Origin of the sequence: Citrobacter sp. Cpo040 (assembly GCF_030332915.1) — a bacterium.
Lineage (GTDB): Bacteria > Pseudomonadota > Gammaproteobacteria > Enterobacterales > Enterobacteriaceae > Citrobacter > Citrobacter portucalensis.
Genome location: NZ_JAOWGX010000035.1, coordinates 138,818 through 159,332 on the forward strand (window position 1 = coordinate 138,818; position 20,515 = coordinate 159,332).

General features: G+C 54.0%; 24 protein-coding genes. 22 read left to right on the forward strand and 2 right to left on the reverse strand.

Annotated elements, in window-relative coordinates:
* On the reverse strand, positions 1–1,218 hold the full coding sequence (locus tag OGX86_RS13620) for an MFS transporter (protein ID WP_284106088.1): 1,218 nt from the start codon (positions 1,216–1,218) through the stop codon (positions 1–3).
* 133 nt (positions 1,219–1,351) lie between these two features.
* Here OGX86_RS13620 and OGX86_RS13625 point away from each other — a divergent pair, with 133 nt between their 5' ends.
* The 20 genes from OGX86_RS13625 to acpT all read left to right on the forward strand — a co-directional run bounded on the left by OGX86_RS13625 (position 1,352) and on the right by acpT (position 18,506).
* Positions 1,352–2,398 carry an AI-2E family transporter gene (locus OGX86_RS13625; protein WP_048227448.1) on the forward strand — a complete coding sequence of 349 codons (1,047 nt, stop codon included), beginning with the start codon at positions 1,352–1,354 and terminating at the stop codon, positions 2,396–2,398.
* Positions 2,399–2,868: 470 nt separating this feature from the next.
* Entirely contained in the window at positions 2,869–3,246 is a 378-nt protein-coding gene (locus tag OGX86_RS13630) for a hypothetical protein (RefSeq protein ID WP_122973906.1), read from the forward strand.
* A gap of 68 nt (positions 3,247–3,314) precedes the next feature.
* The gene (locus OGX86_RS13635) at positions 3,315–4,376 is read left to right on the forward strand and encodes a class I SAM-dependent methyltransferase (protein ID WP_003827540.1); all 1,062 of its coding nucleotides are present in this window, start codon (positions 3,315–3,317) and stop codon (positions 4,374–4,376) included.
* A gap of 40 nt (positions 4,377–4,416) precedes the next feature.
* Entirely contained in the window at positions 4,417–5,139 is a 723-nt protein-coding gene (locus OGX86_RS13640; RefSeq protein ID WP_286640216.1) for a beta-ketoacyl synthase chain length factor, read from the forward strand.
* Positions 5,136–5,951: a lysophospholipid acyltransferase family protein gene (locus OGX86_RS13645; RefSeq protein WP_286640217.1), complete on the forward strand. Its 816-nt coding sequence runs from the start codon at positions 5,136–5,138 to the stop codon at positions 5,949–5,951. Before OGX86_RS13640 ends, OGX86_RS13645 begins: the two co-directional genes overlap by 4 nt.
* Positions 5,932–6,189, forward strand: a complete 258-nt coding sequence (locus OGX86_RS13650; RefSeq protein WP_003827537.1) for a phosphopantetheine-binding protein — start codon at positions 5,932–5,934, stop codon at positions 6,187–6,189. Before OGX86_RS13645 ends, OGX86_RS13650 begins: the two co-directional genes overlap by 20 nt.
* A 12-nt stretch (positions 6,190–6,201) precedes the next feature.
* The gene (locus OGX86_RS13655; RefSeq protein WP_003827536.1) at positions 6,202–6,453 is read left to right on the forward strand and encodes an acyl carrier protein; all 252 of its coding nucleotides are present in this window, start codon (positions 6,202–6,204) and stop codon (positions 6,451–6,453) included.
* 6 nt (positions 6,454–6,459) lie between these two features.
* The gene (locus OGX86_RS13660) at positions 6,460–7,041 is read left to right on the forward strand and encodes a COG4648 family protein (protein WP_048227434.1); all 582 of its coding nucleotides are present in this window, start codon (positions 6,460–6,462) and stop codon (positions 7,039–7,041) included.
* Positions 7,038–8,399, forward strand: a complete 1,362-nt coding sequence (locus OGX86_RS13665) for an AMP-binding protein (protein ID WP_032945276.1) — start codon at positions 7,038–7,040, stop codon at positions 8,397–8,399. The genes OGX86_RS13660 and OGX86_RS13665 overlap by 4 nt, the downstream gene beginning before the upstream one ends.
* Positions 8,386–8,739, forward strand: coding sequence for an ApeI family dehydratase (locus OGX86_RS13670; protein WP_020996070.1), 354 nt, complete (start codon positions 8,386–8,388; stop codon positions 8,737–8,739). Before OGX86_RS13665 ends, OGX86_RS13670 begins: the two co-directional genes overlap by 14 nt.
* Complete coding sequence (locus tag OGX86_RS13675) at positions 8,730–10,421, forward strand: glycosyltransferase family 2 protein (protein WP_048215370.1); 1,692 nt, start codon at positions 8,730–8,732, stop codon at positions 10,419–10,421. The genes OGX86_RS13670 and OGX86_RS13675 overlap by 10 nt, the downstream gene beginning before the upstream one ends.
* A 3-nt stretch (positions 10,422–10,424) precedes the next feature.
* A complete protein-coding gene (locus OGX86_RS13680) occupies positions 10,425–10,847 on the forward strand; it encodes an acyl-CoA thioesterase (RefSeq protein ID WP_003827529.1) in 423 nt (140 codons plus the stop codon).
* The gene (locus tag OGX86_RS13685) at positions 10,844–11,449 is read left to right on the forward strand and encodes a LolA family protein (protein ID WP_204191632.1); all 606 of its coding nucleotides are present in this window, start codon (positions 10,844–10,846) and stop codon (positions 11,447–11,449) included. Before OGX86_RS13680 ends, OGX86_RS13685 begins: the two co-directional genes overlap by 4 nt.
* Positions 11,418–13,739 (forward strand): MMPL family transporter, encoded by a 2,322-nt coding sequence (locus tag OGX86_RS13690; protein ID WP_237857455.1) that lies wholly within the window; start codon positions 11,418–11,420, stop codon positions 13,737–13,739. The genes OGX86_RS13685 and OGX86_RS13690 overlap by 32 nt, the downstream gene beginning before the upstream one ends.
* On the forward strand, positions 13,732–14,316 hold the full coding sequence (locus tag OGX86_RS13695; protein WP_048215367.1) for a DUF3261 domain-containing protein: 585 nt from the start codon (positions 13,732–13,734) through the stop codon (positions 14,314–14,316). The genes OGX86_RS13690 and OGX86_RS13695 overlap by 8 nt, the downstream gene beginning before the upstream one ends.
* A 1-nt stretch (position 14,317) precedes the next feature.
* Positions 14,318–15,487 carry a beta-ketoacyl-[acyl-carrier-protein] synthase family protein gene (locus OGX86_RS13700; protein ID WP_048227437.1) on the forward strand — a complete coding sequence of 390 codons (1,170 nt, stop codon included), beginning with the start codon at positions 14,318–14,320 and terminating at the stop codon, positions 15,485–15,487.
* A complete protein-coding gene (locus OGX86_RS13705) occupies positions 15,484–15,960 on the forward strand; it encodes a hotdog family protein (protein WP_212024715.1) in 477 nt (158 codons plus the stop codon). The genes OGX86_RS13700 and OGX86_RS13705 overlap by 4 nt, the downstream gene beginning before the upstream one ends.
* Positions 15,957–16,688 (forward strand): 3-ketoacyl-ACP reductase FabG2, encoded by a 732-nt coding sequence (locus OGX86_RS13710; RefSeq protein WP_008786386.1) that lies wholly within the window; start codon positions 15,957–15,959, stop codon positions 16,686–16,688. The genes OGX86_RS13705 and OGX86_RS13710 overlap by 4 nt, the downstream gene beginning before the upstream one ends.
* The gene (locus OGX86_RS13715; RefSeq protein WP_003827516.1) at positions 16,685–17,914 is read left to right on the forward strand and encodes a beta-ketoacyl-ACP synthase; all 1,230 of its coding nucleotides are present in this window, start codon (positions 16,685–16,687) and stop codon (positions 17,912–17,914) included. Before OGX86_RS13710 ends, OGX86_RS13715 begins: the two co-directional genes overlap by 4 nt.
* A gap of 1 nt (position 17,915) precedes the next feature.
* Complete coding sequence (gene acpT, locus OGX86_RS13720) at positions 17,916–18,506, forward strand: 4'-phosphopantetheinyl transferase AcpT (RefSeq protein ID WP_048227439.1); 591 nt, start codon at positions 17,916–17,918, stop codon at positions 18,504–18,506.
* Here acpT and OGX86_RS13725 read toward each other — a convergent pair.
* Complete coding sequence (locus tag OGX86_RS13725) at positions 18,498–19,004, reverse strand: phenolic acid decarboxylase (protein WP_048215363.1); 507 nt, start codon at positions 19,002–19,004, stop codon at positions 18,498–18,500. The two genes, acpT and OGX86_RS13725, sit on opposite strands and share 9 nt — an antisense overlap.
* Before the next feature lie 99 nt (positions 19,005–19,103).
* Here OGX86_RS13725 and OGX86_RS13730 point away from each other — a divergent pair, with 99 nt between their 5' ends.
* The gene (locus tag OGX86_RS13730) at positions 19,104–19,964 is read left to right on the forward strand and encodes a LysR family transcriptional regulator (protein WP_048227440.1); all 861 of its coding nucleotides are present in this window, start codon (positions 19,104–19,106) and stop codon (positions 19,962–19,964) included.
* A 91-nt stretch (positions 19,965–20,055) separates the two neighbouring features.
* A complete protein-coding gene (nikR, locus tag OGX86_RS13740; protein WP_003827507.1) occupies positions 20,056–20,457 on the forward strand; it encodes a nickel-responsive transcriptional regulator NikR in 402 nt (133 codons plus the stop codon).
* The last annotated feature ends 58 nt before the right edge of the window (positions 20,458–20,515 follow it).

A 20,515-nucleotide genomic window follows, 5' to 3' on the forward strand; every position in this document is an offset into this window, starting at 1 on the left:
TTAAGACGATGACGCGGCCTCCGGTGACACTACCTGAGGCCGTTTTTTTAACCGCCAGGTCAGCAGTAACGCCACCGCTACCAGCCCTGCCGCCGCCAGATAGATAACCGGCACACCCGCCCACGTCATGACCAGCCCGGCCAGCGGCCCGGTAACCCCCAGCGATAAATCCATAAACACCGTGTAGGTCGCCAGCGCAGCGCCCTGATTTTGCTGAGGAACGGCTTTTACCGCCACCACGCCCAGCGCCGGGAAAACCAGTGAGAACCCAGCCCCGGCCAGCAGAACGCCGATTTTCGCCATCCACGGCATCGAAGCCATCCCGACCAGCAGTAGCCCGACAATCTCGACGCTAAAGCAGATCATCGCCACATTCAGCCCGCCTAAACGGTTGATACCATTTGGGAACAACAAACGAGTACCGACAAACGTGCAGCTAAAAAGCGTCAGCGCGAATGCAGCGCCATCCCAGCCTTTGGCATCATAGAACAAGGTAATGAAGGTAGCGATTACCCCAAATCCGGCGGAGGCCAGGGCCAGCGCCATGCCATACAACCAGACGCGCCCAAGCACCGCGCGAAATGGCAACGGTTTGCCTTTGCTGGCCTTCACCGCCGGACGGGGGAGCGCCAGCAGTATTGCCAACAGCGCCACGCCCATCACGGTCAGCGCCAGCCCCTGTAAGCCACCCCAGGCATAACACAGAACGCCCAGCGGAGCGCCTATCGCCATCGCGCCATAGGTCACGATGCCATTCCAGGAAATCACCCGTCCGATGTGCATTGAGCCAACCACCCCTACGCCCCACAGCGTAGAGCCGGTCCCGGCAAAGCTTTGCCCGATCCCGAGAATCACCCGCCCCAGGCATAACAGCAGCAGACTGGCCAACGGCCATCCGTTCGTTGATCCCGCCAGTAAATAGCCCAGGCCACTTAAAAAGCAGCCGCACAGCCCAAATACCACAATTTTCTTTGGCCCCAGCAGATCGGCATAGCGACCGGCATGCGGACGGCTCAGCAGCGTAGCGAAATATTGCAGGCTGATGACCAGTCCGGCCCAGAAAGCGCTAAATCCCATTACATCATGGACGTAGCCAGGCAACACCGCGAGCGGCAGACCGATGGTCAGGTAGCTGGCGAAGTTAAACATCACCACAGAGACAATACGCAGGTTCAGGCGTAAACCGCTAAGCGTCGGTTCAGCGACGGGTTCGGGCATGGAGGGTCACCACATTTTCACAACAGTGTTTCATTTCTACCATGTTGCAGAGCAGAAATCAGTAGCCAGTTTAGGAGTTTTAGTCGCAAACCAGCCGCTACACTTAATGCAAAAACGCAAACAGGAAGAAGACATGATAACCACCCAGCCCGATAAAACGGGTTTGCACATTTTGCTCAAACTGGCCGCTCTGGTGGTGATCCTCGCAGGTATCCATGCTGCGGCGGATATCATTGTGCAGCTGCTGCTGGCCCTCTTTTTTGCCATTGTATTGAATCCACTGGTCACCTGGTTTATCCGCCGGGGAGTCGGTCGCCCAATCGCTATTACCTTAGTCGTGGTGGTGATGCTGATCGTTCTTACGGCGTTGGTTGGCGTGTTGGCGTCATCAATCACTGAATTCATGGACCTGCTGCCAAAATACAATAAGGAGCTAACACGCAAGGTTCTGTATTTGCAAGAGATGGTGCCTTTTCTGAATCTGCATATGTCCCCGGAGCGCATGCTGCAACGCATGGACTCTGACAAGCTGATGACCTTCACAACCACGCTGATGACGAGTCTTTCTGGTGCCATGGCCAGCGTCTTTCTGCTGGTGATGACGGTAGTTTTTATGCTGTTTGAGGTGCGTCATGTCCCCTATAAGATGCGTTTTGCGTTAAATAATCCGCAAATCCACATTGCGGGGCTACATCGGGCGCTAAAGGGTGTGTCACACTATCTGGCGCTGAAAACGCTGCTCAGCTTATGGACCGGTGCCATAATCTGGCTGGGTCTGGCGCTGATGGGGATTCAGTTTGCTCTGATGTGGGGCGTACTGGCATTCCTGTTAAACTACGTGCCCAACATTGGCTCGGTCATTTCCGCCGTCCCGCCCATGATCCAGGCACTGCTTTTTAATGGCATTTACGAATGTCTGTTGGTTGGCGCACTGTTTCTGGTGGTGCATATGGTGATTGGCAACATTCTCGAACCCCGAATGATGGGGCATCGGCTGGGATTATCGACGCTAATCGTCTTCCTCTCTCTGTTGGTATGGGGATGGCTGCTCGGTCCGGTCGGCATGTTGCTCTCCGTGCCATTAACCAGCGTGTGTAAAATCTGGATGGAAACCACCAAAGGCGGCAGCAAACTGGCGATTTTGCTGGGGCCCGGCAGGCCCAAAAGTCGGCTTCCCTGAAAAACTACCAACCGAGGTAGTTTTTATATTTTTATATGACCGTTAAAATGACGCTAACGCAGTTATATATAGAAGCTTATCTTAAATAAAGAGTGAAAGGGATTTCATTCTTTATAAAGAAAATACATAAGTCAAGATGATGGTTTCTTTACCGAAACGCATAAAAATAATGAATCCCCCCAAAGCATTTAACTTAAGCTATCTACTTAGCTTTAAAGGTTATTTTATTTGATACATTTTCTCTAAAAATCTATACTTCTCGCCAATGATGATGCTGAAAAATTTCTGTTGAAGAAAGTCCTGGGATATTACTATCCGGTCATCTCATTACCTTGCTACCAACCATATGAAATAAAATGCTAATTTAGCTTAAATATAATCATAGGCAATACAAGGTGCCCATGATTTCGGAGTTTATTATTTAATACGTATAAACGGTACTTTGATAGGGAGCTTTAATGAAACAGTATATTAAGTGGTTTGCGGCCATTGCCGTTGTCGGTGCTCTGGCGGGTTGTGCACGTACTGCGCCGATTGATCAAGTTCACACCAGTGTGAGCGCGGGGCATACTCAGGACCAGGTTAAAACCGCGATCCTGAAAGCCGGTATTCAACGCCAATGGGTCATGTCTGAAGCCGGACCAGGTGTTATTAAAGCTCGCCAACAAACCCGCGATCATGTAGCTGAAGTCCGTATCACTTATACCGCCACCAGCTATGACATCAAATACGACAGCAGCCTCAACCTGCAGGCATCTGGTGGAAAAATTCACAAAAACTATAACCGCTGGGTACGCAATCTGGATAAAGACATCCAGCTTAATCTGTCAGCCGGTGCCAATCTGTAATTATGCCTAAAGTCGGGCTGAAAAGGCCCGATACTCTTATTATCTGCCATTTAACAGGTTGTCCCCACATGTACGAACAGGATTCGCTTAGCGCACTGGATGCCATTACTGAAGCACAACGTATCGCCTTTGCCCCTATGCTTTTTCAAACCGCGTTGTGTCTGCGAAATGCGGGAGTACTCACCTGGCTAGACAAGCAAGGTAAACGCGGCGCCACGCTCGACGAAATTACCGAAAACAGCACCATCAACGAATATGCCGCCAGCATCCTGTTGGATATGGGGTTAAGTGGGCGAATCATTACCCACAAAGAAGGATATTATTACCTCGCTAAAGTCGGTCATTTTCTTTTACATGACACGATGACGCGCGTGAATATGGACTTCACTCAGGATGTTTGCTACCAAGGATTGTTCTATCTTGAAAATGCGTTGAAAGATGGAAAACCCGCGGGACTAAAAATTTTTGGCGACTGGCCAACAATCTATCCTGCGCTATCACAATTACCGCTGGCTGCGCGTGAAAGTTGGTTTGCTTTTGATCATTACTATTCAGATGGCGCATTTGATGCCGCATTGCCATATGTATTCGCCAGCGCCCCTGCAACCCTGTACGATGTCGGTGGAAATACCGGAAAATGGGCATTACGTTGTTGTCAGCATGATGACAATATTACAGTCACCCTCTTAGATTTGCCGCAACAAATTGCACTTGCCCGCGAAAATATAGAAAATGCAGGATTATCTCATCGCATAAATTTCCATGCTGTGGATATGCTTAGCGACTCGCCTTTACCTGACGGCGCTGATATCTGGTGGATGAGCCAATTCCTGGACTGTTTTTCCCCGGAACAAATTATCGCTATGCTAAGCAACGTTGCTCGGGTGATGAAACCGGGCGCGAAGCTGTGCATTATGGAGCTGTTTTGGGATGCCCAAAAATTTGAGGCGGCATCATTTAGCCTGAATGCGTCTTCGCTTTATTTTACCTGTATGGCGAATGGCAACAGCCGTTTCTACAGCGTAGAGAAGTTTTATCACTATCTGAATCAGGCAGGTTTTCAGGTAGATGAACGCCACGATAACTTAGGTGTTGGGCATACTTTATTGATATGTCAGAAGAAAAAATAAGAAACAATCGGAACAACCGATTTACCGCGGATACGCGTTGATGAAATTTGCTTTCAATATTATCGACTGGCAGGCCAGGGCGCCTGGGTTAAGCGAAACAGAACAGTGGCATGAATGGTCACGGCTTTCGCACGCCATCGATCCCACCGCGCCGTTGGCTAAGCTCCATGAGTTACCGATGATGACAGCTCGCCGCCTCAGTTCCGGCAGCAAACTGGCCGTCGATTGCGGTCTGGCGATGCTACGCCGTCATGATATCAATGCCGTTTTGTATACCAGCCGCCATGGTGAACTGGAGCGTAACTACAGGATCCTGCACGCTCTCGCGACTGAGCAAGCGCTCTCACCGACCGATTTTGCCCTTTCTGTCCATAACTCTGCTGTGGGTAACCTGACCATCGCCGCAAAAAAACCGATTGTCTCCTCCTCGCTTTCTGCTGGCAGGGATACATTCCAGCAGGGGTTATGCGAAGTCATCGGGCTGTTGCAGGCGGGATATCAGCGCGTATTGATGGTCGATTTCGACGGTTTTCTGCCCGAGTTTTATCACCCACAGTTACCACCAGACATGCCAACGTGGCCGTTTGCCGTCGCGCTGGTTATTGAATCCGGTGATAGCTGGCAATGTGAAACCCGTCCACACAGCGCACAGGACGAGACAACGTTGCCGCAAAGCCTGTTGTTTTTACAACATTACTTACAAGATGCCAGGGCGTTTACCCTGCCTGGCGAACGCGTACAGTGGCAGTGGAGTCAGGGATGAACACGATGATCCTGCGGCTTAACCGGGTATGGCGACTGGTGATGACCGGTTTTTGCTTTGCCCTGTTTGGCCTCGGCGGGCTCCTCCTATCTACGATTTGGTTTAACGTCCTGCTGATCGCGGTATGGGATAAAGCCCGACGTCGGCGTATCGCCAGACGCAGTATCGCCGCCAGTTTTCGTCTCTTCTTAACCGTGGCGAAGCGGCTTGGCGTGCTGGATTACCAGATTGAAGGGCGAGACATTTTACGCAACGAACAAGGGTGTCTTGTCGTCGCCAACCACCCGACGCTCATCGACTATGTCCTACTGGCCTCGGTCATGCCAGAAACCGACTGTCTGGTGAAAAGTGCACTACTCAAAAATCCGTTTCTCGGCGGCGTAGTCCGGGCCGCAGATTATCTGATTAACAGCCAGGCTGATGCGCTATTGCCCGCTTGCCAGCAACGTCTGGAGCAAGGCGATACCATTTTAATTTTCCCCGAGGGAACCCGTACACGCCCCGGAGAAGCAATGACGTTACAGCGTGGTGCGGCGAATATCGCCGTGCGCTGCAGCAGTGATTTACGCATTGTGACTATTAACTGCAGCGAACAAATGCTGGATAAAGAAAGCCAATGGTACAACGTCCCATCGGTAAAACCGATGTTTACCGTTTCAGTACACGAACGGGTTAAGATCGGCCAATTTTACGACGCAAACTCACAAGAACCGGCGCTGGCCGCAAGGCAGTTGAACCGGCATCTTTTGCTTCAATTACAACCAGGTACTTTACCTCTTTCAGGAATTAATGATGCAAGCGCTTTATCTTGAAATCAAAAATCTCATTATAACGACATTGAATCTCGACGAACTGACAGCTGATGATATTGAAACCGAAGCGGCACTCTTTGGCGATGGCTTAGGTCTGGACTCAATCGATGCCCTGGAGCTGGGTCTGGCGGTGAAAAACGAGTATGGCGTGATCCTCTCAGCAGAGAGCGAAGAAATGCGTCAGCACTTCTTCTCCGTCGCCACGCTGGCATCTTTCATTCACGCGCAACGTGCCTGAGGATAGTCCGTTATGACCGAACAAAAAGCCATTTACGCAGAAGTCTCCTCGCTGCTGGTCAAGCTGTTTGAAGTTGACCCGCAAGATATCAAGCCTGAGGCGCGCCTGTACGAAGATTTGGAACTCGATAGCATCGATGCCGTCGACATGATCGTGCATCTGCAAAAGAAAACCGGTAAGAAAATCAAGCCGGAAGAGTTCAAAGCAGTACGCACCGTACAAGATGTCGTCGATGCGGTAGAACGCCTTCTCAAAGAAGCGTAATTCTCCGTGTCGGGCACACGCTCGTTGCCAGTCGTACAACTGCTGACAGGTCTACTGTTGCTGGCCTGGCCGTTTTTGATCTGGTTTGGCCTGGCGCATAACAGTCTGCACTGGTTGCTACCGTTGATGGCGCTACTCCTTTTTTTACGCTTTCGCCAGACCCGGCGACAGGCGGGGCCGCTGCGCGTCGTGACACAGGTAGTGGCGGTCGCGGGTATCACCTTGTGCATTGCCAGTTATCTGCTCAAAACGCACCAGCTGCTGCTGTTTTATCCGGTAGTGGTAAACGCCGTTATGCTGTCGGTTTTTGGTGGATCGTTATGGTCAGCAATGCCCATTGTTGAACGTCTGGCACGACTGCGCGACCCAAATCTGCCCGATGCGGGCGTGCGCTACACGCGCCGTGTGACACAAATCTGGTGCGCCTTTTTCATCCTCAATGGCAGCATTGCGCTCTTTACCGCACTGAATGGCGATATGACCCTGTGGACCACCTGGAACGGCATGGTTTCCTATCTGCTAATGGGAACATTGATGGTAGGCGAGTGGTTAATTCGCCAACTGGTGATAAAACGAGATACCCAATGAAGCAGCCCCTCACACTCGCTCAATGGCTCTGTGCCCCACGTCCGGACGACGTTCCTGTTGCGTGGCAGGAAGAGCATACCTGGACGCTTGGCCATCTGCGCCATGATGTGGCCCAGTTGATAACATATCTGCGACAGCAGGAAGGTGAACGCTGGGCATTGTGCTTCGAGAACAGCTATTTATTCATCGTCGCGCTGCTGGCAACGCTCCATGCCGGCAAAACACCGGTGATCCCAGGACATTGTCGCGTTTCGTTGTTAAACGAGCAGCACTTGCTGTTTGACGGCGTACTGAGCGATAAAGCGATGGACTGGCAGGGAACGCTGCGGGTGGTCAGCTCCGCCATGACATCCGTGGCTCACGACATCACGTTCCCAGCAATACGCAGTGACGCCTTTGTGGAGCTATTCACTTCCGGTTCGACCGGCCAGCCGAAACGCGTGATCAAACCGATCGCTCGTCTGGATAGCGAAGCGGCATTGCTCGCTACACGCTTTGCCGATCGTCTGGCAGGTTGCCGGGTGGTCGCGTCAGTGGTACCGCAACATCTGTATGGCCTGACGTTCCGTATCTTTTTGCCGATGGCCTTAGGTCTGCCGCTGCACGCGGCGATGCTTTGGTATGCCGAACAACTGGCGGCGCTGAGCGCTGAGCATCGGTATGCGTTTATCAGCAGCCCGGCGTTTCTGAAACGCCTCGACCACAACCTGACACCGCCGCCGGTCGAACTGATTCTGTCTGCGGGCGGCATGCTGCCCTGGCAGGACGTCACGCAGGCTGCTGACTGGCTAAATGTCTGGCCCGATGAGATCTACGGCAGCACTGAAACCGGGATCCTTGCGTGGCGCTATCGCCATCAGGATGATGTGGCATGGCTGCCCTTTCCCGGCGTCAGATTCCAGTCAGAAGACGACGCATTTCGTGTGTTTTCACCGCTAATTAACGCTGATGATGGCCTGTTACTCGATGATGTACTGCAGTTTATCGAAAATGGACAGTTCCGCCTGATGGGCAGACGCGGGCGGGTGGTCAAAATTGAAGAGAAACGCATTTCACTCAGCGAAGTGGAGCAACGTTTACTGGCACTGGATGGTATCTGTGAAGTCGCGGCATTGCCGGTCTCACGTGGAGGACGTCAGGGCGTTGGCGTCCTGCTGGTACTGGATGACGAAGCCCGGCAACGCTGGCTTGAGTGCGGTGGTAAACCGCAAGAACTGACCTGGCGACGTTCGCTGCTGCCCTGGCTGGAGCCTGTCGCGGTTCCCCGCTACTGGCGGGTGATTGATGAGATTCCGGTCAACAGTATGAACAAGCGTGTCTATGCGCAATTACAGGAGTTATTTCATGAAACCCCATGAAATCGAGCGCCATCAGGCACTGCCTCATCAGGCTGAGATTGTTTTACAACTCGACCCTTCTCTGTTTTGGTTCAGCGGGCATTTTAGCGTGCAGCCACTGCTGCCGGGCGTTGCACAGCTGAACTGGGCGATGGATTACGCCACCACGCTGCTGGCCCCTGGCTGGCGTTTTCACAGTATTCAAAACGTGAAGTTCCAGTCGCCGTTATTGCCAGAGGCCACCGTCACCCTGAGTCTGAGCTGGCAGGAAGCGCGTCAGATGCTCTCTTTTAGCTACCAGCGCCACGACGGTGACGTGCGCCATACCGCCAGCAGCGGGAAGATTCGGTTATGCCGCTAACCTTTTCCCCGTGCGTGTTGATCCCCTGCTACAACCACGGCGCGATGATGTCGGACGTATTGGATCGTCTTCAGCCGTTCAATCTCCCCTGCATTGTGGTGGACGATGGCAGTGACGAGACTACACGAGATGAACTGGCACGCCTGGCGGCAGAATACAGCAATCTGACGTTAATTCGCCTGCCCATCAACGCAGGCAAAGGCGCGGCGGTTATTCGCGGAATGCAGACGGCGGCAGATGCCGGGTTCAGTCATGCCGTGCAAGTCGATGCCGACGGGCAACATGCCATTGAAGATATTCCCAGGCTGCTTGCATTGGCAAAAGAACATCCGACAGCACTGATTTCCGGGCAACCGATTTACGATGATTCGGTTCCTCGCTCGCGCCTGTACGGTCGTTGGGTAACCCATATCTGGGTGTGGATAGAAACGCTCTCGTTGCAGCTCAAAGACAGTATGTGCGGCTTCCGGGTGTATCCGGTGGCCCCCACGCTGCAACTGGCACAGCGCGTAACGCTCGGCAAACGGATGGATTTTGATACTGAAGTGATGGTGCGCCTCTACTGGCAAGGCAACACCAGCTATTTTATCCCCACGCGAGTCACCTATCCGCAGGACGGGCTATCCCATTTCGACGCGCTTAAAGACAATTTGCACATTTCATTGATGCACACTCGCCTGTTCTTTGGCATGTTGCCACGCATCCCCTCCCTGCTTTGTCGTCGTTCATCGACACACTGGGCGCAGCAACAGGAAGTCAAAGGGTTGTGGGGAATGCGCCTGATGCTACTGGTCTGGCGTGTACTGGGTCACAAAGCCTTCTCCCTGCTACTGTATCCGGTCGTCGGCGTATACTGGCTCAGCGCTTCAACTGCCCGAAAAGCCTCTCAACGCTGGATTAGCCGCGTAAGGGCGCAACTGATCACACGGCGGATGCCAGTACCGCCAAACCTGACCAGTTATCAGCATTTCCTGCGTTTTGGCGGCGCGATGCTGGATAAGATCGCCAGTTGGCGTGGTGAGCTGCACTTCGGTCGCGATGTGATTTTTGCACCAGGTGCAGAAACGACGCTGAATATCAGCGATCCTCGGGGAAAACTGCTACTGGCTTCACATCTTGGCGATGTCGAGGCCTGTCGGGCACTGGCCCAGCTACAGGGCAGTAAAACAATCAATGCGCTGGTATTTAGCGATAACGCCCAACGCTTTAAACAAATCATGCAAGAGATGGCCCCGCAGGCTGGATTAAATCTGCTCCCGGTGAACAGTATTGGTCCAGATACTGCCATTCTGCTCAAAGAGAAATTGGAGCGCGGTGAATGGGTAGCCATCGTAGGCGATCGCATCGCAGTCAATCCCCAACGCGGCGGCGAGTGGCGCGTGTGCTGGAGCCGCTTTATGGGGCAAAACGCGCCATTCCCTCAGGGCCCGTTTATTCTCGCGTCTATTTTACGCTGCCCTGTAGATCTGATTTTTGCCCTGCGTCAGCAGGAGAAACTCCACATCTACTGCGAACCGTTTGCCGACCCGCTGCTCTTACCGCGCGCCACACGACAACAGGCATTACAGAATACTGTCGATCGCTACGCCGAACGCCTTGAGCACTATGCGCTTCAGTCGCCCCTCGACTGGTTTAACTTTTTCGATTTCTGGCAACTGCCGGATACCAATGACAAGGAGTAAAGGGTGCTTAACGATCCCCGCTTTACGGCTGAAGTCGAGCTAACTATTCCGTTTCACGACGTCGATATGATGGGCGTAGCGTGGCATGGTAACTACTTCCGTTACTTCGAGATTGCCCGTGAGGCACTGCTGAACCAATTCGATTATGGCTATCGGCAGATGAAAGAATCTGGCTATCTGTGGCCCGTGGTCGACACTCGGGTGAAGTATCGCAATGCGCTGACTTTCGAGCAGCGTATCCGTGTACGCGCCCAAATTAAAGAGTACGAAAATCGCCTGCGTATTGGCTACGAAATTTTTGATGCCGAAACAGGTAAACGCGCCACAACAGGCTACACCATCCAGGTCGCCGTCGACGAAAAAAGCCGTGAACTGTGCTTTGTCAGCCCGGATATTCTGTTTGAACGGATGGGAGTGACACCATGAAATTATGGCCATTGCTCGTGCTGCTCGTCAGCCCTTTCGTCAGTGCCCTGACGCTCGACTCCCTACAACAGCGTTTTACCGAACAACCGGTGGTTCGCGCCCACTTCGATCAAACCCGGACGATAAAGGATCTGCCGCAGCCGCTGCGATCTCAGGGCAAGATGTTGATCGCCCGCGACCAGGGGTTGCTGTGGGATCAAACGTCCCCGTTCCCGATGCAGCTGCTGCTGGACGACAAACGGATGGTTCAGGCAATTAACGGTCAACCACCGCAGACCATTACCGCTGAGAATAACCCGCAAATGTTCCAGTTTAATCATCTGCTACGGGCGTTATTCCAGGCGGATCGTAACGTGCTGGAACAAAACTTCCGCGTGGAGTTTGCAGACTTAGGAGAAGGTCGCTGGACGCTACGCCTGACGCCAATCACCACACCGCTGGATAAGATTTTTGCGACGATTGATTTAGCAGGAAAGACCTACCTGGAGAGCATTCAGCTCAATGATAAGCAGGGCGATCGCACCGATATCGCGCTTTCCCAACACCAACTAACGCCAGCGCAACTGACCGATGACGAACGCCAACGCTTTGCCGCCCAGTAAACGCCCCGCGCTGTTATGGGGAGTCGTCTGCCTGCTTCTGCTGGGCATCTTTCTGACGCTGCTACCTCAGGCCCGCCTTAACAGCAGCGTGCTGGCCATGTTGCCAAAGCAGACGCTGGGCGCTATACCTCCGGGCCTGAACGAGGGATTTATGCAGCGTCTTGACCGTCAGGTGGTCTGGCTGGTGAGCCCCGGTAAGCAACCGGACCCAGCTATAGCCCGGGACTGGTTGGCTTTACTGCAAAAATCGCACGCGCTAGCCCAGGTAAAAGGTCCAATGGATGCCGACAGCCAGCAAGCCTGGGGGGCCTTCTTCTGGCAACATCGTAACGGCCTGATAGATAACGAGACCCGCGCCCGGCTGCAAAACGGCGGTGAAGCGCAGGGCCAGTGGATCCTGTCCCAACTTTACTCCGCATTCTCCGGCGTCAGTGGCAAAGAGCTACAAAACGATCCCTTCATGCTGATGCGTGGTTCGCAGCTGGCCATGGCCAAAACCGGGCAGCGCCTGCGCCTGATGGATGGCTGGCTTGTCACCCAGGATGAGCAAGGCAACTATTGGTATCTGTTACATGGCGAGTTGACCGGCTCATCGTTTGATATGCAACAGACGCACCAATTGGTCACCACGCTGAATACGCTGGAAGGTGAGCTAAAAGCCCACTATCCACAGGCTCAACTGTTGTCTCGCGGGACGCTGTTCTATAGCGATTACGCCAGCCAGCAGGCGAAACAAGATATCTCTACTCTCGGCATAGCCACTGTGCTCGGGGTGATCCTGCTCATCGTGGCTGTATTTCGTTCGCTGCGTCCGCTGCTGCTGTGCCTGATTTCGATTGGCATTGGTGCGCTGGCGGGGACCGTCGTCACGCTGCTGATTTTTGGCGAGCTCCATCTGATGACGCTGGTGATGAGCATGAGCATCATCGGTATTTCCGCCGACTATACGCTCTACTATTTGACCGAACGGATGGTGCACGGTGCGGAAACATCGCCATGGCAAAGCCTTGCCAAAGTGCGCAATGCCCTGCTCCTGGCTCTACTCACCACCGTAGCGGCTTATCTGATTATGATGCTGGCCCCCTTCCCCGGTATTCGCCAGATGGCGGTATTCGCGGCGGTAGGTCTGAGCGCCTCCTGCCTGACGGTCATTTTCTGGCACCCGTGGTTGTGTCGTCGGTTGCCGGTACGCCCGGTGCCGGCAATGGTACTCATGCTACGCTGGCTTGCTGCATGGCGGCGGAATAAGAAATTATCCGTTGGCCTGCCGGTGGCGCTGGCGTTGTTCTCGTTGGCAGGTATGGCGACGCTACGCGTAGACGATGATATCTCCCAGTTACAGGCGCTGCCGCAGGAAATTCTTGCTCAGGAAAAAGCGATTACAGCCCTGACCGGGCAAAGCGTCGACCAGAAGTGGTTTGTGGTGTACGGCAAATCCGCTCAGCAAACGCTGGAGCGGATGGAAACCTTTATCCCCGCGCTGGAACAGGCAAAAAAAGACGGGTTACTCAGCGGATATCGCACCATTCCGCTCAATTCACTCGCCCGGCAACAGCAGGATCTGTCTCTGCTAAAAGATGCCGCGCCCGCCATCACGAAAGCCTTAAACAACGCCGGTCTGGCGACGGTGAACCCCGATCTTAGCGCCATGCCCGTAACCGTCGATGCCTGGCTTGCCAGCCCGGCCAGTGAAGGCTGGCGCTTGCTATGGTTGTCTCTGGCTGATGGCGAAAGCAGCGTACTGGTTCCCGTTGAAGGGGTGAAACAAAGTGATGCTTTAAATACGCTCAGCGCGAAATATTCCGGCGTGGCGTGGGTGGATCGCAAGAGCAGCTTTGACAACCTGTTTTCCCTTTATCGCCATATTCTGACCGGCCTGCTATGCATTGCGCTGGCGGTAATTGCCTGTGGCGCCGTCATTCGGCTTGGCTGGCGTAAGGGCTTAATTAGCCTGGTACCCTCAGTGCTGTCTTTAGGTTGTGGTCTGGCAGTACTGGCCCTGAGCGGTCATGCGCTCAACCTGTTCTCGCTGCTGGCACTGGTGCTGGTACTGGGAATTGGCATTAACTACACGCTGTTTTTCAGTAATCCACGCGGTACGCCACTGACATCGCTGCTGGCTATCACGCTGGCAATGATGACCACGCTCCTGACGCTCGGCATGCTGGTCTTTAGCGCCACTCAGGCAATCAGCAGTTTTGGCATTGTGCTAGTGAGCGGTATTTTCACTGCCTTCCTGCTGTCACCGCTGGCGATGCCAGGAAAAAAGAGAAAAAAAGAAGATGATTAAACAGAGATTCTGGCGCACCGCTGCGCTCGTCGCCACGTTGCTGTTGGCAGGTTGCAGCCACTCGCAGCCGGAACAGAAAGGCCGCCCGCAAGCCTGGTTAGAGCCGGGGACTCGTGTAACGCTACCTGCCCCGGGGATTTCTCCCGCGGTGAATTCACAACAGCTACTAACCGGAAGTTTTAACGGCAAAACTCAGTCACTGTTGGTCATGCTCAATGCTGATGACAAGAAAATCACACTTGCCGGGCTGTCATCAGTCGGCATTCGCCTGTTCCTCGTGACTTACGATGAAAAAGGACTGCACACCGAGCAATCGATCATCGTTCCACAATTGCCGCCAGCCAGCCAGGTGCTGGCTGACGTGATGCTAAGTCATTGGCCGATTAGCGCCTGGCAACCGCAATTACCCACAGGCTGGACGCTCGTCGATACGGGTGACACGCGTGAGCTGCGCAATGCCCGCGGCAAAGTGGTCACGGAAATCACGTATCTGAATCGAAAAGGAAAACGCGAACCGATCAGCATTGAACAGCACGTTTTTAAATACCACATCACCATTCAATACCTGGGTGACTGAGATGATCTACATTTCTGCCGTTGGCATGATTAATGCGTTGGGCAATAACACTGATGAAATCGCAGCCAACATCACTCGTGGCATAGCGCCGGGAATGCGCCCGCGCACGGGCTGGCTGCAAGGACACCCATCCGCCGTGTTAGCAGGCGTTGACGGTGAGCTGCCCGCTATTCCTCAGCACTTTAGCGCTCATCGTTCGCGCAACAACCAGCTATTGCTGGCAGCACTGATGCAAATCCAGCCGCAGGTGGACGACGCTATCGCCCGATTTGGTCGCGATCGTATTGCTGTTGTTCTCGGCACCAGCACCTCCGGTCTGGATGAGGGTGACGTTCACGTAGATTTGATGCTCAACGGCAAAGAGAGCACTGACTGGCGCTATCCGCAACAGGAACTGGGCGATCCGTCGCGTTTTCTTAGCCACTGGCTGGCGCTGGATGGCCCGGCCTTTACGCTCTCAACCGCCTGCTCGTCCAGTGCAAGAGCTATCATGAGCGGACGTCGTTTGATCGAATCTGGTCTGGTCGATATCGCCATTGTCGGCGGTGCGGATACGCTAAGCCGAATGCCAATCAACGGATTCCATAGTCTGGAATCACTCTCCCCAACGCTGTGTCAGCCGTTTGGCCGCAACCGTTGTGGGATCACCATTGGCGAAGGCGCAGCATTGATGGTATTAACCCGCGAGCCACAGCCTATCGCGCTCCTTGGCGTCGGCGAATCCAGCGACGCGTACCATATTTCTGCTCCCCATCCACAGGGGGAAGGTGCCATTCGCGCCATCGGCCAGGCGCTTAACGACGCAGGAATGACGCCGGAACACGTGGGCTATATCAATCTGCACGGTACCGCCACACCGTTAAACGATCAGATTGAGTCCAACGTCGTGAGCGCGCTATTTGGCGAAACGGTCCCGTGCAGTTCAACCAAACACCTGACCGGGCACACGCTGGGCGCTGCGGGGATCACCGAAGCAGCGATCAGTATGCTGATTCTGCAACGCGAGCTGCCGCTGCCGCCGCAGGATTTTAGCCAGTCGCCACGCGATGAAACATTGCCACCCTGCGGCATCATTGAACAGCCGCAGCCGCTGACTCGCCCGGTTATCTTGTCTAATTCGTTTGCCTTCGGTGGCAATAATGCCAGCATCCTGCTCGGGAGAATCTCATGAGCCACTATTTATCACCGGGCGATTATTTACCGCATGATGCGCCGATGCTGCTTCTTGAAGAGGTCGTCAGTGTGGCGGACGAAACCGCCACCTGCCACGTGACGGTATCAGCAAACAGCGTACTGGCCCCTTTTCTCGACCCTGATGGCAGTCTGCCTGGCTGGTTCGCACTGGAACTGATGGCGCAGACCATTGGCGTCTGGTCTGGCTGGCACCGCCAGCAACAAGGTCAGGCGAGTATTACGTTAGGCATGGTACTGGGCGCACGTGAGTTAGTCTGTGCTACAGGTGTTCTGCCTGCCGGGAAGAAGCTGAGTATCCATGTCAAATTGCTGATGCAGGATGCACGATTCGGTAGCTTTGAATGTGCCATCCAGGCAGACAACGAGACGCTGGCAACCGGTCGCGTCAACACCTTCCAGCCGACATCAGAAGAAATTAACACGCTATTTCAACAAGGAGCGTCCACATGAGCCGTTCAGTTTTAGTTACGGGTGCCAGCAAAGGTATCGGTCGCGCCATCGCCAGACAACTGGCCGCGGACGGTTTTGTGGTCGGCGTACACTATCATCGCGATGTGCAAGGAGCACAAGAAACGCTGGATGCTATCCTCGCCGCTGGCGGCGCAGGGCGCCTGTTGACATTTGACGTTGCCAATCGCGAGCAGTGCCGTGAAATACTGTCGCAAGATATTGAGGCAAACGGCGCATGGTACGGCATTGTCAGCAACGCTGGAGTCACTCGGGATGCCGCTTTCCCTGCGCTCAGTGATAACGACTGGGATTCGGTGATCCATACCAACCTCGACAGCTTTTACAACGTCATTCATCCGTGCATTATGCCGATGATAAGCGCACGCCAGGGGGGCCGTATCATCACACTGTCTTCGGTTTCGGGCGTGATGGGCAACCGCGGTCAGGTCAATTACAGTGCGGCAAAAGCCGGAATTATTGGTGCCACCAAAGCGCTGGCTATCGAACTGGCAAAACGCAAAATTACCGTAAACTGCATTGCACCGGGACTCATTGATACCGGGATGATCGAGATGGAAGAAGCCGCATTGAAAGAGGCGATGTCGATGATTCCCATGAAACGAATAGGTCAGGCTGAAGAAGTGGCCGGGCTTGCCAGTTATTTAATGTCGGATGTGGCGGGCTATGTAACTCGCCAGGTGATTTCCATCAATGGAGGGATGTTATGACACGTCGTGTCGTGATTACAGGCATGGGCGGCGTCACCGCCTTTGGGGAAAACTGGCAGGCTGTCTCCGCCAGGTTATTGGCATATGAAAATGCGGTACGCAAAATGCCGGAGTGGCAGGTTTATGATGGACTACACACACTGCTGGGAGCGCCGATCGACGACTTCACTCTGCCGGAACACTATACCCGCAAGCGAATTCGCGCCATGGGGCGCGTATCGCTGATGTCCACCCGCGCAACAGAGCTGGCGCTTGAGCAGGCCGGGCTGATTGGCGATCGGGTACTGACTAACGGTGAAACCGGGATCGCTTATGGTTCATCAACCGGTAGTACCGGTCCAGTGAGCGAGTTCGCGACCATGCTGACCGAGAAACACACCAATAACATCACCGGCACGACCTACGTGCAAATGATGCCGCATACCACTGCCGTTAACACCGGATTGTTTTTCGGTCTGCGTGGGCGAGTCATCCCGACATCCAGCGCCTGCACATCCGGTAGCCAGGCAATTGGTTATGCATGGGAAGCCATTCGACACGGTTATCAAACGGTGATGGTCGCCGGCGGCGCAGAAGAACTGTGTCCTTCCGAAGCCGCCGTGTTTGATACGTTATTCGCAACCAGTCAGCGCAACGACGAGCCGAAAACCACCCCATCCCCATTCGATGAAAAACGCGATGGTCTGGTCATCGGAGAAGGTGCAGGTACGTTAGTGCTGGAAGAGCTGGAACACGCTAAAGCGCGCGGAGCAACGATTTATGGTGAAATCGTTGGCTTTGCCACTAACTGCGATGCTGCCCATATCACCCAGCCGCAGCGCGAAACAATGCAGATTTGCATGGAAAAATCGCTGAATATGGCAGGTATTAGTGCCCGGGATATCGGCTATATTTCAGCGCACGGAACCGCAACCGATCGTGGTGATGTTGCAGAAAGTCAGGCAACCTCTGCAATTTATGGTGATAATGTTCCGCTATCCTCGCTTAAAAGCTATTTTGGACATACCCTTGGCGCTTGTGGCGCACTAGAGGCCTGGATGAGTCTGCAAATGATGCGTGAAGGCTGGTTTGCGCCTACGCTAAATTTGAGTCAGCCAGATGCCAATTGTGGCGCGCTGGATTACATTATGGGTGAAGCCCGCAAGATTGATTGCGAGTTTTTGCAGAGCAACAACTTTGCGTTTGGCGGCATAAATACTTCTATCATCATTAAACGTTGGCCGTGATATGTACCGGATCGTTCTTGGGAAAGTTTCTGTTTTAAGCGCAGGTGCATTGCCTGCCGCACTGAGTGAGCAAGCGCCGCAAGGTGCTCGCCGTGCGCGCTGGCTGGCCGGTCGCGTGCTGCTTTCCCATACCCTTTCGCCATTACCGGACATCGTATATGGCGAGCAAGGAAAACCGGCCTTTTCTGCTGACACGCCGCTGTGGTTCAATCTCAGCCACAGCGGTGATGATATCGCCCTGCTGCTCAGCGACGAAGGGGAAGTCGGCTGCGATATAGAAGTCGTTCGCCCGCGCGATAACTGGCAAACGCTGGCAAATACGGTATTCAGTCTTGGTGAACATGCCGAAGTCGAGGCCGAACGCCCGGAACAACAGTTGGCGGCGTTCTGGCGCATCTGGACGCGTAAAGAAGCGATCGTGAAGCAGCGCGGCGGCAGTGCCTGGCAAATCGTCAGCGTCGACAGTACCGCGTTAACTTCCTCACTCTCCGTCAGCCAGTGCCAGCTCGATACCCTGAGCCTGGCGGTGTGCACCCCCACGCCGTTTACCCTGACCGCAGACGCCGTGCAGCGCCTGGAAGCCTTAGCGTAAATTTTCCGGAAAGTTTTTCGGCAGCTCGCTCGCCGCACAGGCAATAACGTCATCGTTGTTCGCGCCGCAGTCACGTACGAAAGTGATGGTCGCGAACTCATCAATCACCTCGGTGGGATACGCCGGGCCGGTATCGCGGTACGACATCATTAGCGGAATATGGTCATTCTGGAAGCAGACCGTTTTTTCCGGATTATTGATCACCCAGCGAGGGAAAAAGATGGTGCCGTGAAAGAGTTTGTCACCCAGGTTTACGATCAGGCTGACGTCGGTCCCGGTCGGTTCGGTCCATGAAATTTTATAAACGCTCTCCCCGACCCGCACAATATAGGCCCGCTGATCTTTCACCCAACGATTTCCCACAATACCGCTGTGAATGCGGTAATCCAGGGTAGTGTCGTTTTTCACGTAGATCTCGTAATTCCAGCCATTATCGTAGGTATAGACCAGATGTTTGCCAACAAATCCGCTTAAATCATGTTTATCAAACGCGCTCATATTCGTTCTCCTCTTACTTGATGTGAGGATCTTAACGCTTCAAAAATTGGATGAATAACGCTATGTTTGCATCAAATTCATTCAATTATTAGATGAGTTATGCACAAAACAACCCTCGAGCAGTGGGCCCTATTGGAGAAAGTGGTGGAGCTGGGCAGCTTCGCTAAAGCGGCGGAAGAGACCAACCGTAGCCAGTCTTCGGTAAGCTACAATCTGGCACTGTTACAGGAGCGACTTGGCGTAACGCTGCTGACCCCGGAAGGCCGCAAGGCTGTCCTGACCCCGGCCGGAGAGCTATTGCTCAATCAGGTCAAACCGTTACTGAAGGCCTTTTTATGGGTGGAAACCCGGGCCGCAACGTTACAAAACGGTACGCGAACGCGGCTGGATTTGATGGTAGATAGTATCTTCCCACGCAAACGCCTGTTTGCCATTCTCAAACAGTTTCAGCAGGCCTGGCCGCAAACGCAGGTGCGTCTGACCGAAGTCCTGGAGAATGGTGATGCTCGACTGGCAGCACATGCCGATGCGGACGTAATGGTCCTGACCCGGCGTCAGGATGTCACCGGACGCGGCGAATGGCTGATGAATATTGACTTCGTGGCCGTGGCCCACCGCGATCACCCACTCTGCATGCTGGATGCGCCGCTGAATGAAGACGCATTACGCGCCTGGCCGCTGATTCGCATTGCCGATCGCGATAACCCACAACAACCGGCGCGTGATGCCTGGACCTTCTCGACCATTGATGCCGCGATTGATGCGGTGATGTATCAGGTCGGTTACGGCTGGCTGCCCGAGGAACGTATTCAGACGCAGCTTGATCAGGGGCTTTTACGCCCACTGCCGTTAAGCCATGGTGCTCGTCGCGCCACGCCTTTGCATCTGATCGTTAAAGATACTCTCGCTCCGCTGGATGAACAGGTCAGTACCCTCCTGCGTTTATTGCGAGAGCATTAACCTTTTCCCCGGATGCCGGACGTGTGTTACAAAATACGCTATTCCCCTTACCCCCTGTGCGCCAACGCGCCACATGAAAGGTTAACTGCAGATGCAACGAGTCACCATTACCCTCGATGACGATTTACTGGAAACGCTCGACGGCCTGAGTCAGCGCCGTGGCTACAACAACCGTTCCGAAGCGATCCGCGATATTCTGCGTGGCGCACTGGCGCAGGAAACTACCCTTGAACACGGCACTCAGGGCTTCGCGGTGCTCTCGTATGTTTATGAGCATGAGAAGCGTGATCTGGCCAGCCGTATTGTTTCTACCCAACACCACCACCACGATTTATCGGTCGCCACGCTGCACGTGCACATCAACCATGACGACTGCCTGGAAATCGCCGTGCTAAAAGGCGACATGGGCGATGTACAGCATTTTGCCGATGACGTGATTTCCCAGCGCGGCGTGCGCCACGGCCATCTACAGTGCCTGCCGAAAGAAGAGTAATTGCCTGTTTCGTTGCCGGATGCCGGATGGCGGCTACGCCTTATCCGGCCTACGTCCG

What these genes read in the sequence shown, in the direction of transcription:
- OGX86_RS13620 (WP_284106088.1), bottom strand. Translation starts at nt 1,218, where the DNA reads ATGCCCGAACCCGTCGCTGAACCGACGCTTAGCGGTTTACGCCTGAAC.
- OGX86_RS13625 (WP_048227448.1), top strand. Translation starts at nt 1,352, where the DNA reads ATGATAACCACCCAGCCCGATAAAACGGGTTTGCACATTTTGCTCAAA.
- OGX86_RS13635 (WP_003827540.1), top strand. Translation starts at nt 3,315, where the DNA reads ATGTACGAACAGGATTCGCTTAGCGCACTGGATGCCATTACTGAAGCA.
- OGX86_RS13640 (WP_286640216.1), top strand. Translation starts at nt 4,417, where the DNA reads ATGAAATTTGCTTTCAATATTATCGACTGGCAGGCCAGGGCGCCTGGG.
- OGX86_RS13645 (WP_286640217.1), top strand. Translation starts at nt 5,136, where the DNA reads ATGAACACGATGATCCTGCGGCTTAACCGGGTATGGCGACTGGTGATG.
- OGX86_RS13650 (WP_003827537.1), top strand. Translation starts at nt 5,932, where the DNA reads ATGCAAGCGCTTTATCTTGAAATCAAAAATCTCATTATAACGACATTG.
- OGX86_RS13655 (WP_003827536.1), top strand. Translation starts at nt 6,202, where the DNA reads ATGACCGAACAAAAAGCCATTTACGCAGAAGTCTCCTCGCTGCTGGTC.
- OGX86_RS13665 (WP_032945276.1), top strand. Translation starts at nt 7,038, where the DNA reads ATGAAGCAGCCCCTCACACTCGCTCAATGGCTCTGTGCCCCACGTCCG.
- OGX86_RS13670 (WP_020996070.1), top strand. Translation starts at nt 8,386, where the DNA reads ATGAAACCCCATGAAATCGAGCGCCATCAGGCACTGCCTCATCAGGCT.
- OGX86_RS13675 (WP_048215370.1), top strand. Translation starts at nt 8,730, where the DNA reads ATGCCGCTAACCTTTTCCCCGTGCGTGTTGATCCCCTGCTACAACCAC.
- OGX86_RS13685 (WP_204191632.1), top strand. Translation starts at nt 10,844, where the DNA reads ATGAAATTATGGCCATTGCTCGTGCTGCTCGTCAGCCCTTTCGTCAGT.
- OGX86_RS13690 (WP_237857455.1), top strand. Translation starts at nt 11,418, where the DNA reads ATGACGAACGCCAACGCTTTGCCGCCCAGTAAACGCCCCGCGCTGTTA.
- OGX86_RS13695 (WP_048215367.1), top strand. Translation starts at nt 13,732, where the DNA reads ATGATTAAACAGAGATTCTGGCGCACCGCTGCGCTCGTCGCCACGTTG.
- OGX86_RS13700 (WP_048227437.1), top strand. Translation starts at nt 14,318, where the DNA reads ATGATCTACATTTCTGCCGTTGGCATGATTAATGCGTTGGGCAATAAC.
- OGX86_RS13705 (WP_212024715.1), top strand. Translation starts at nt 15,484, where the DNA reads ATGAGCCACTATTTATCACCGGGCGATTATTTACCGCATGATGCGCCG.
- OGX86_RS13710 (WP_008786386.1), top strand. Translation starts at nt 15,957, where the DNA reads ATGAGCCGTTCAGTTTTAGTTACGGGTGCCAGCAAAGGTATCGGTCGC.
- OGX86_RS13715 (WP_003827516.1), top strand. Translation starts at nt 16,685, where the DNA reads ATGACACGTCGTGTCGTGATTACAGGCATGGGCGGCGTCACCGCCTTT.
- acpT (WP_048227439.1), top strand. Translation starts at nt 17,916, where the DNA reads ATGTACCGGATCGTTCTTGGGAAAGTTTCTGTTTTAAGCGCAGGTGCA.
- OGX86_RS13725 (WP_048215363.1), bottom strand. Translation starts at nt 19,004, where the DNA reads ATGAGCGCGTTTGATAAACATGATTTAAGCGGATTTGTTGGCAAACAT.
- OGX86_RS13730 (WP_048227440.1), top strand. Translation starts at nt 19,104, where the DNA reads ATGCACAAAACAACCCTCGAGCAGTGGGCCCTATTGGAGAAAGTGGTG.
- nikR (WP_003827507.1), top strand. Translation starts at nt 20,056, where the DNA reads ATGCAACGAGTCACCATTACCCTCGATGACGATTTACTGGAAACGCTC.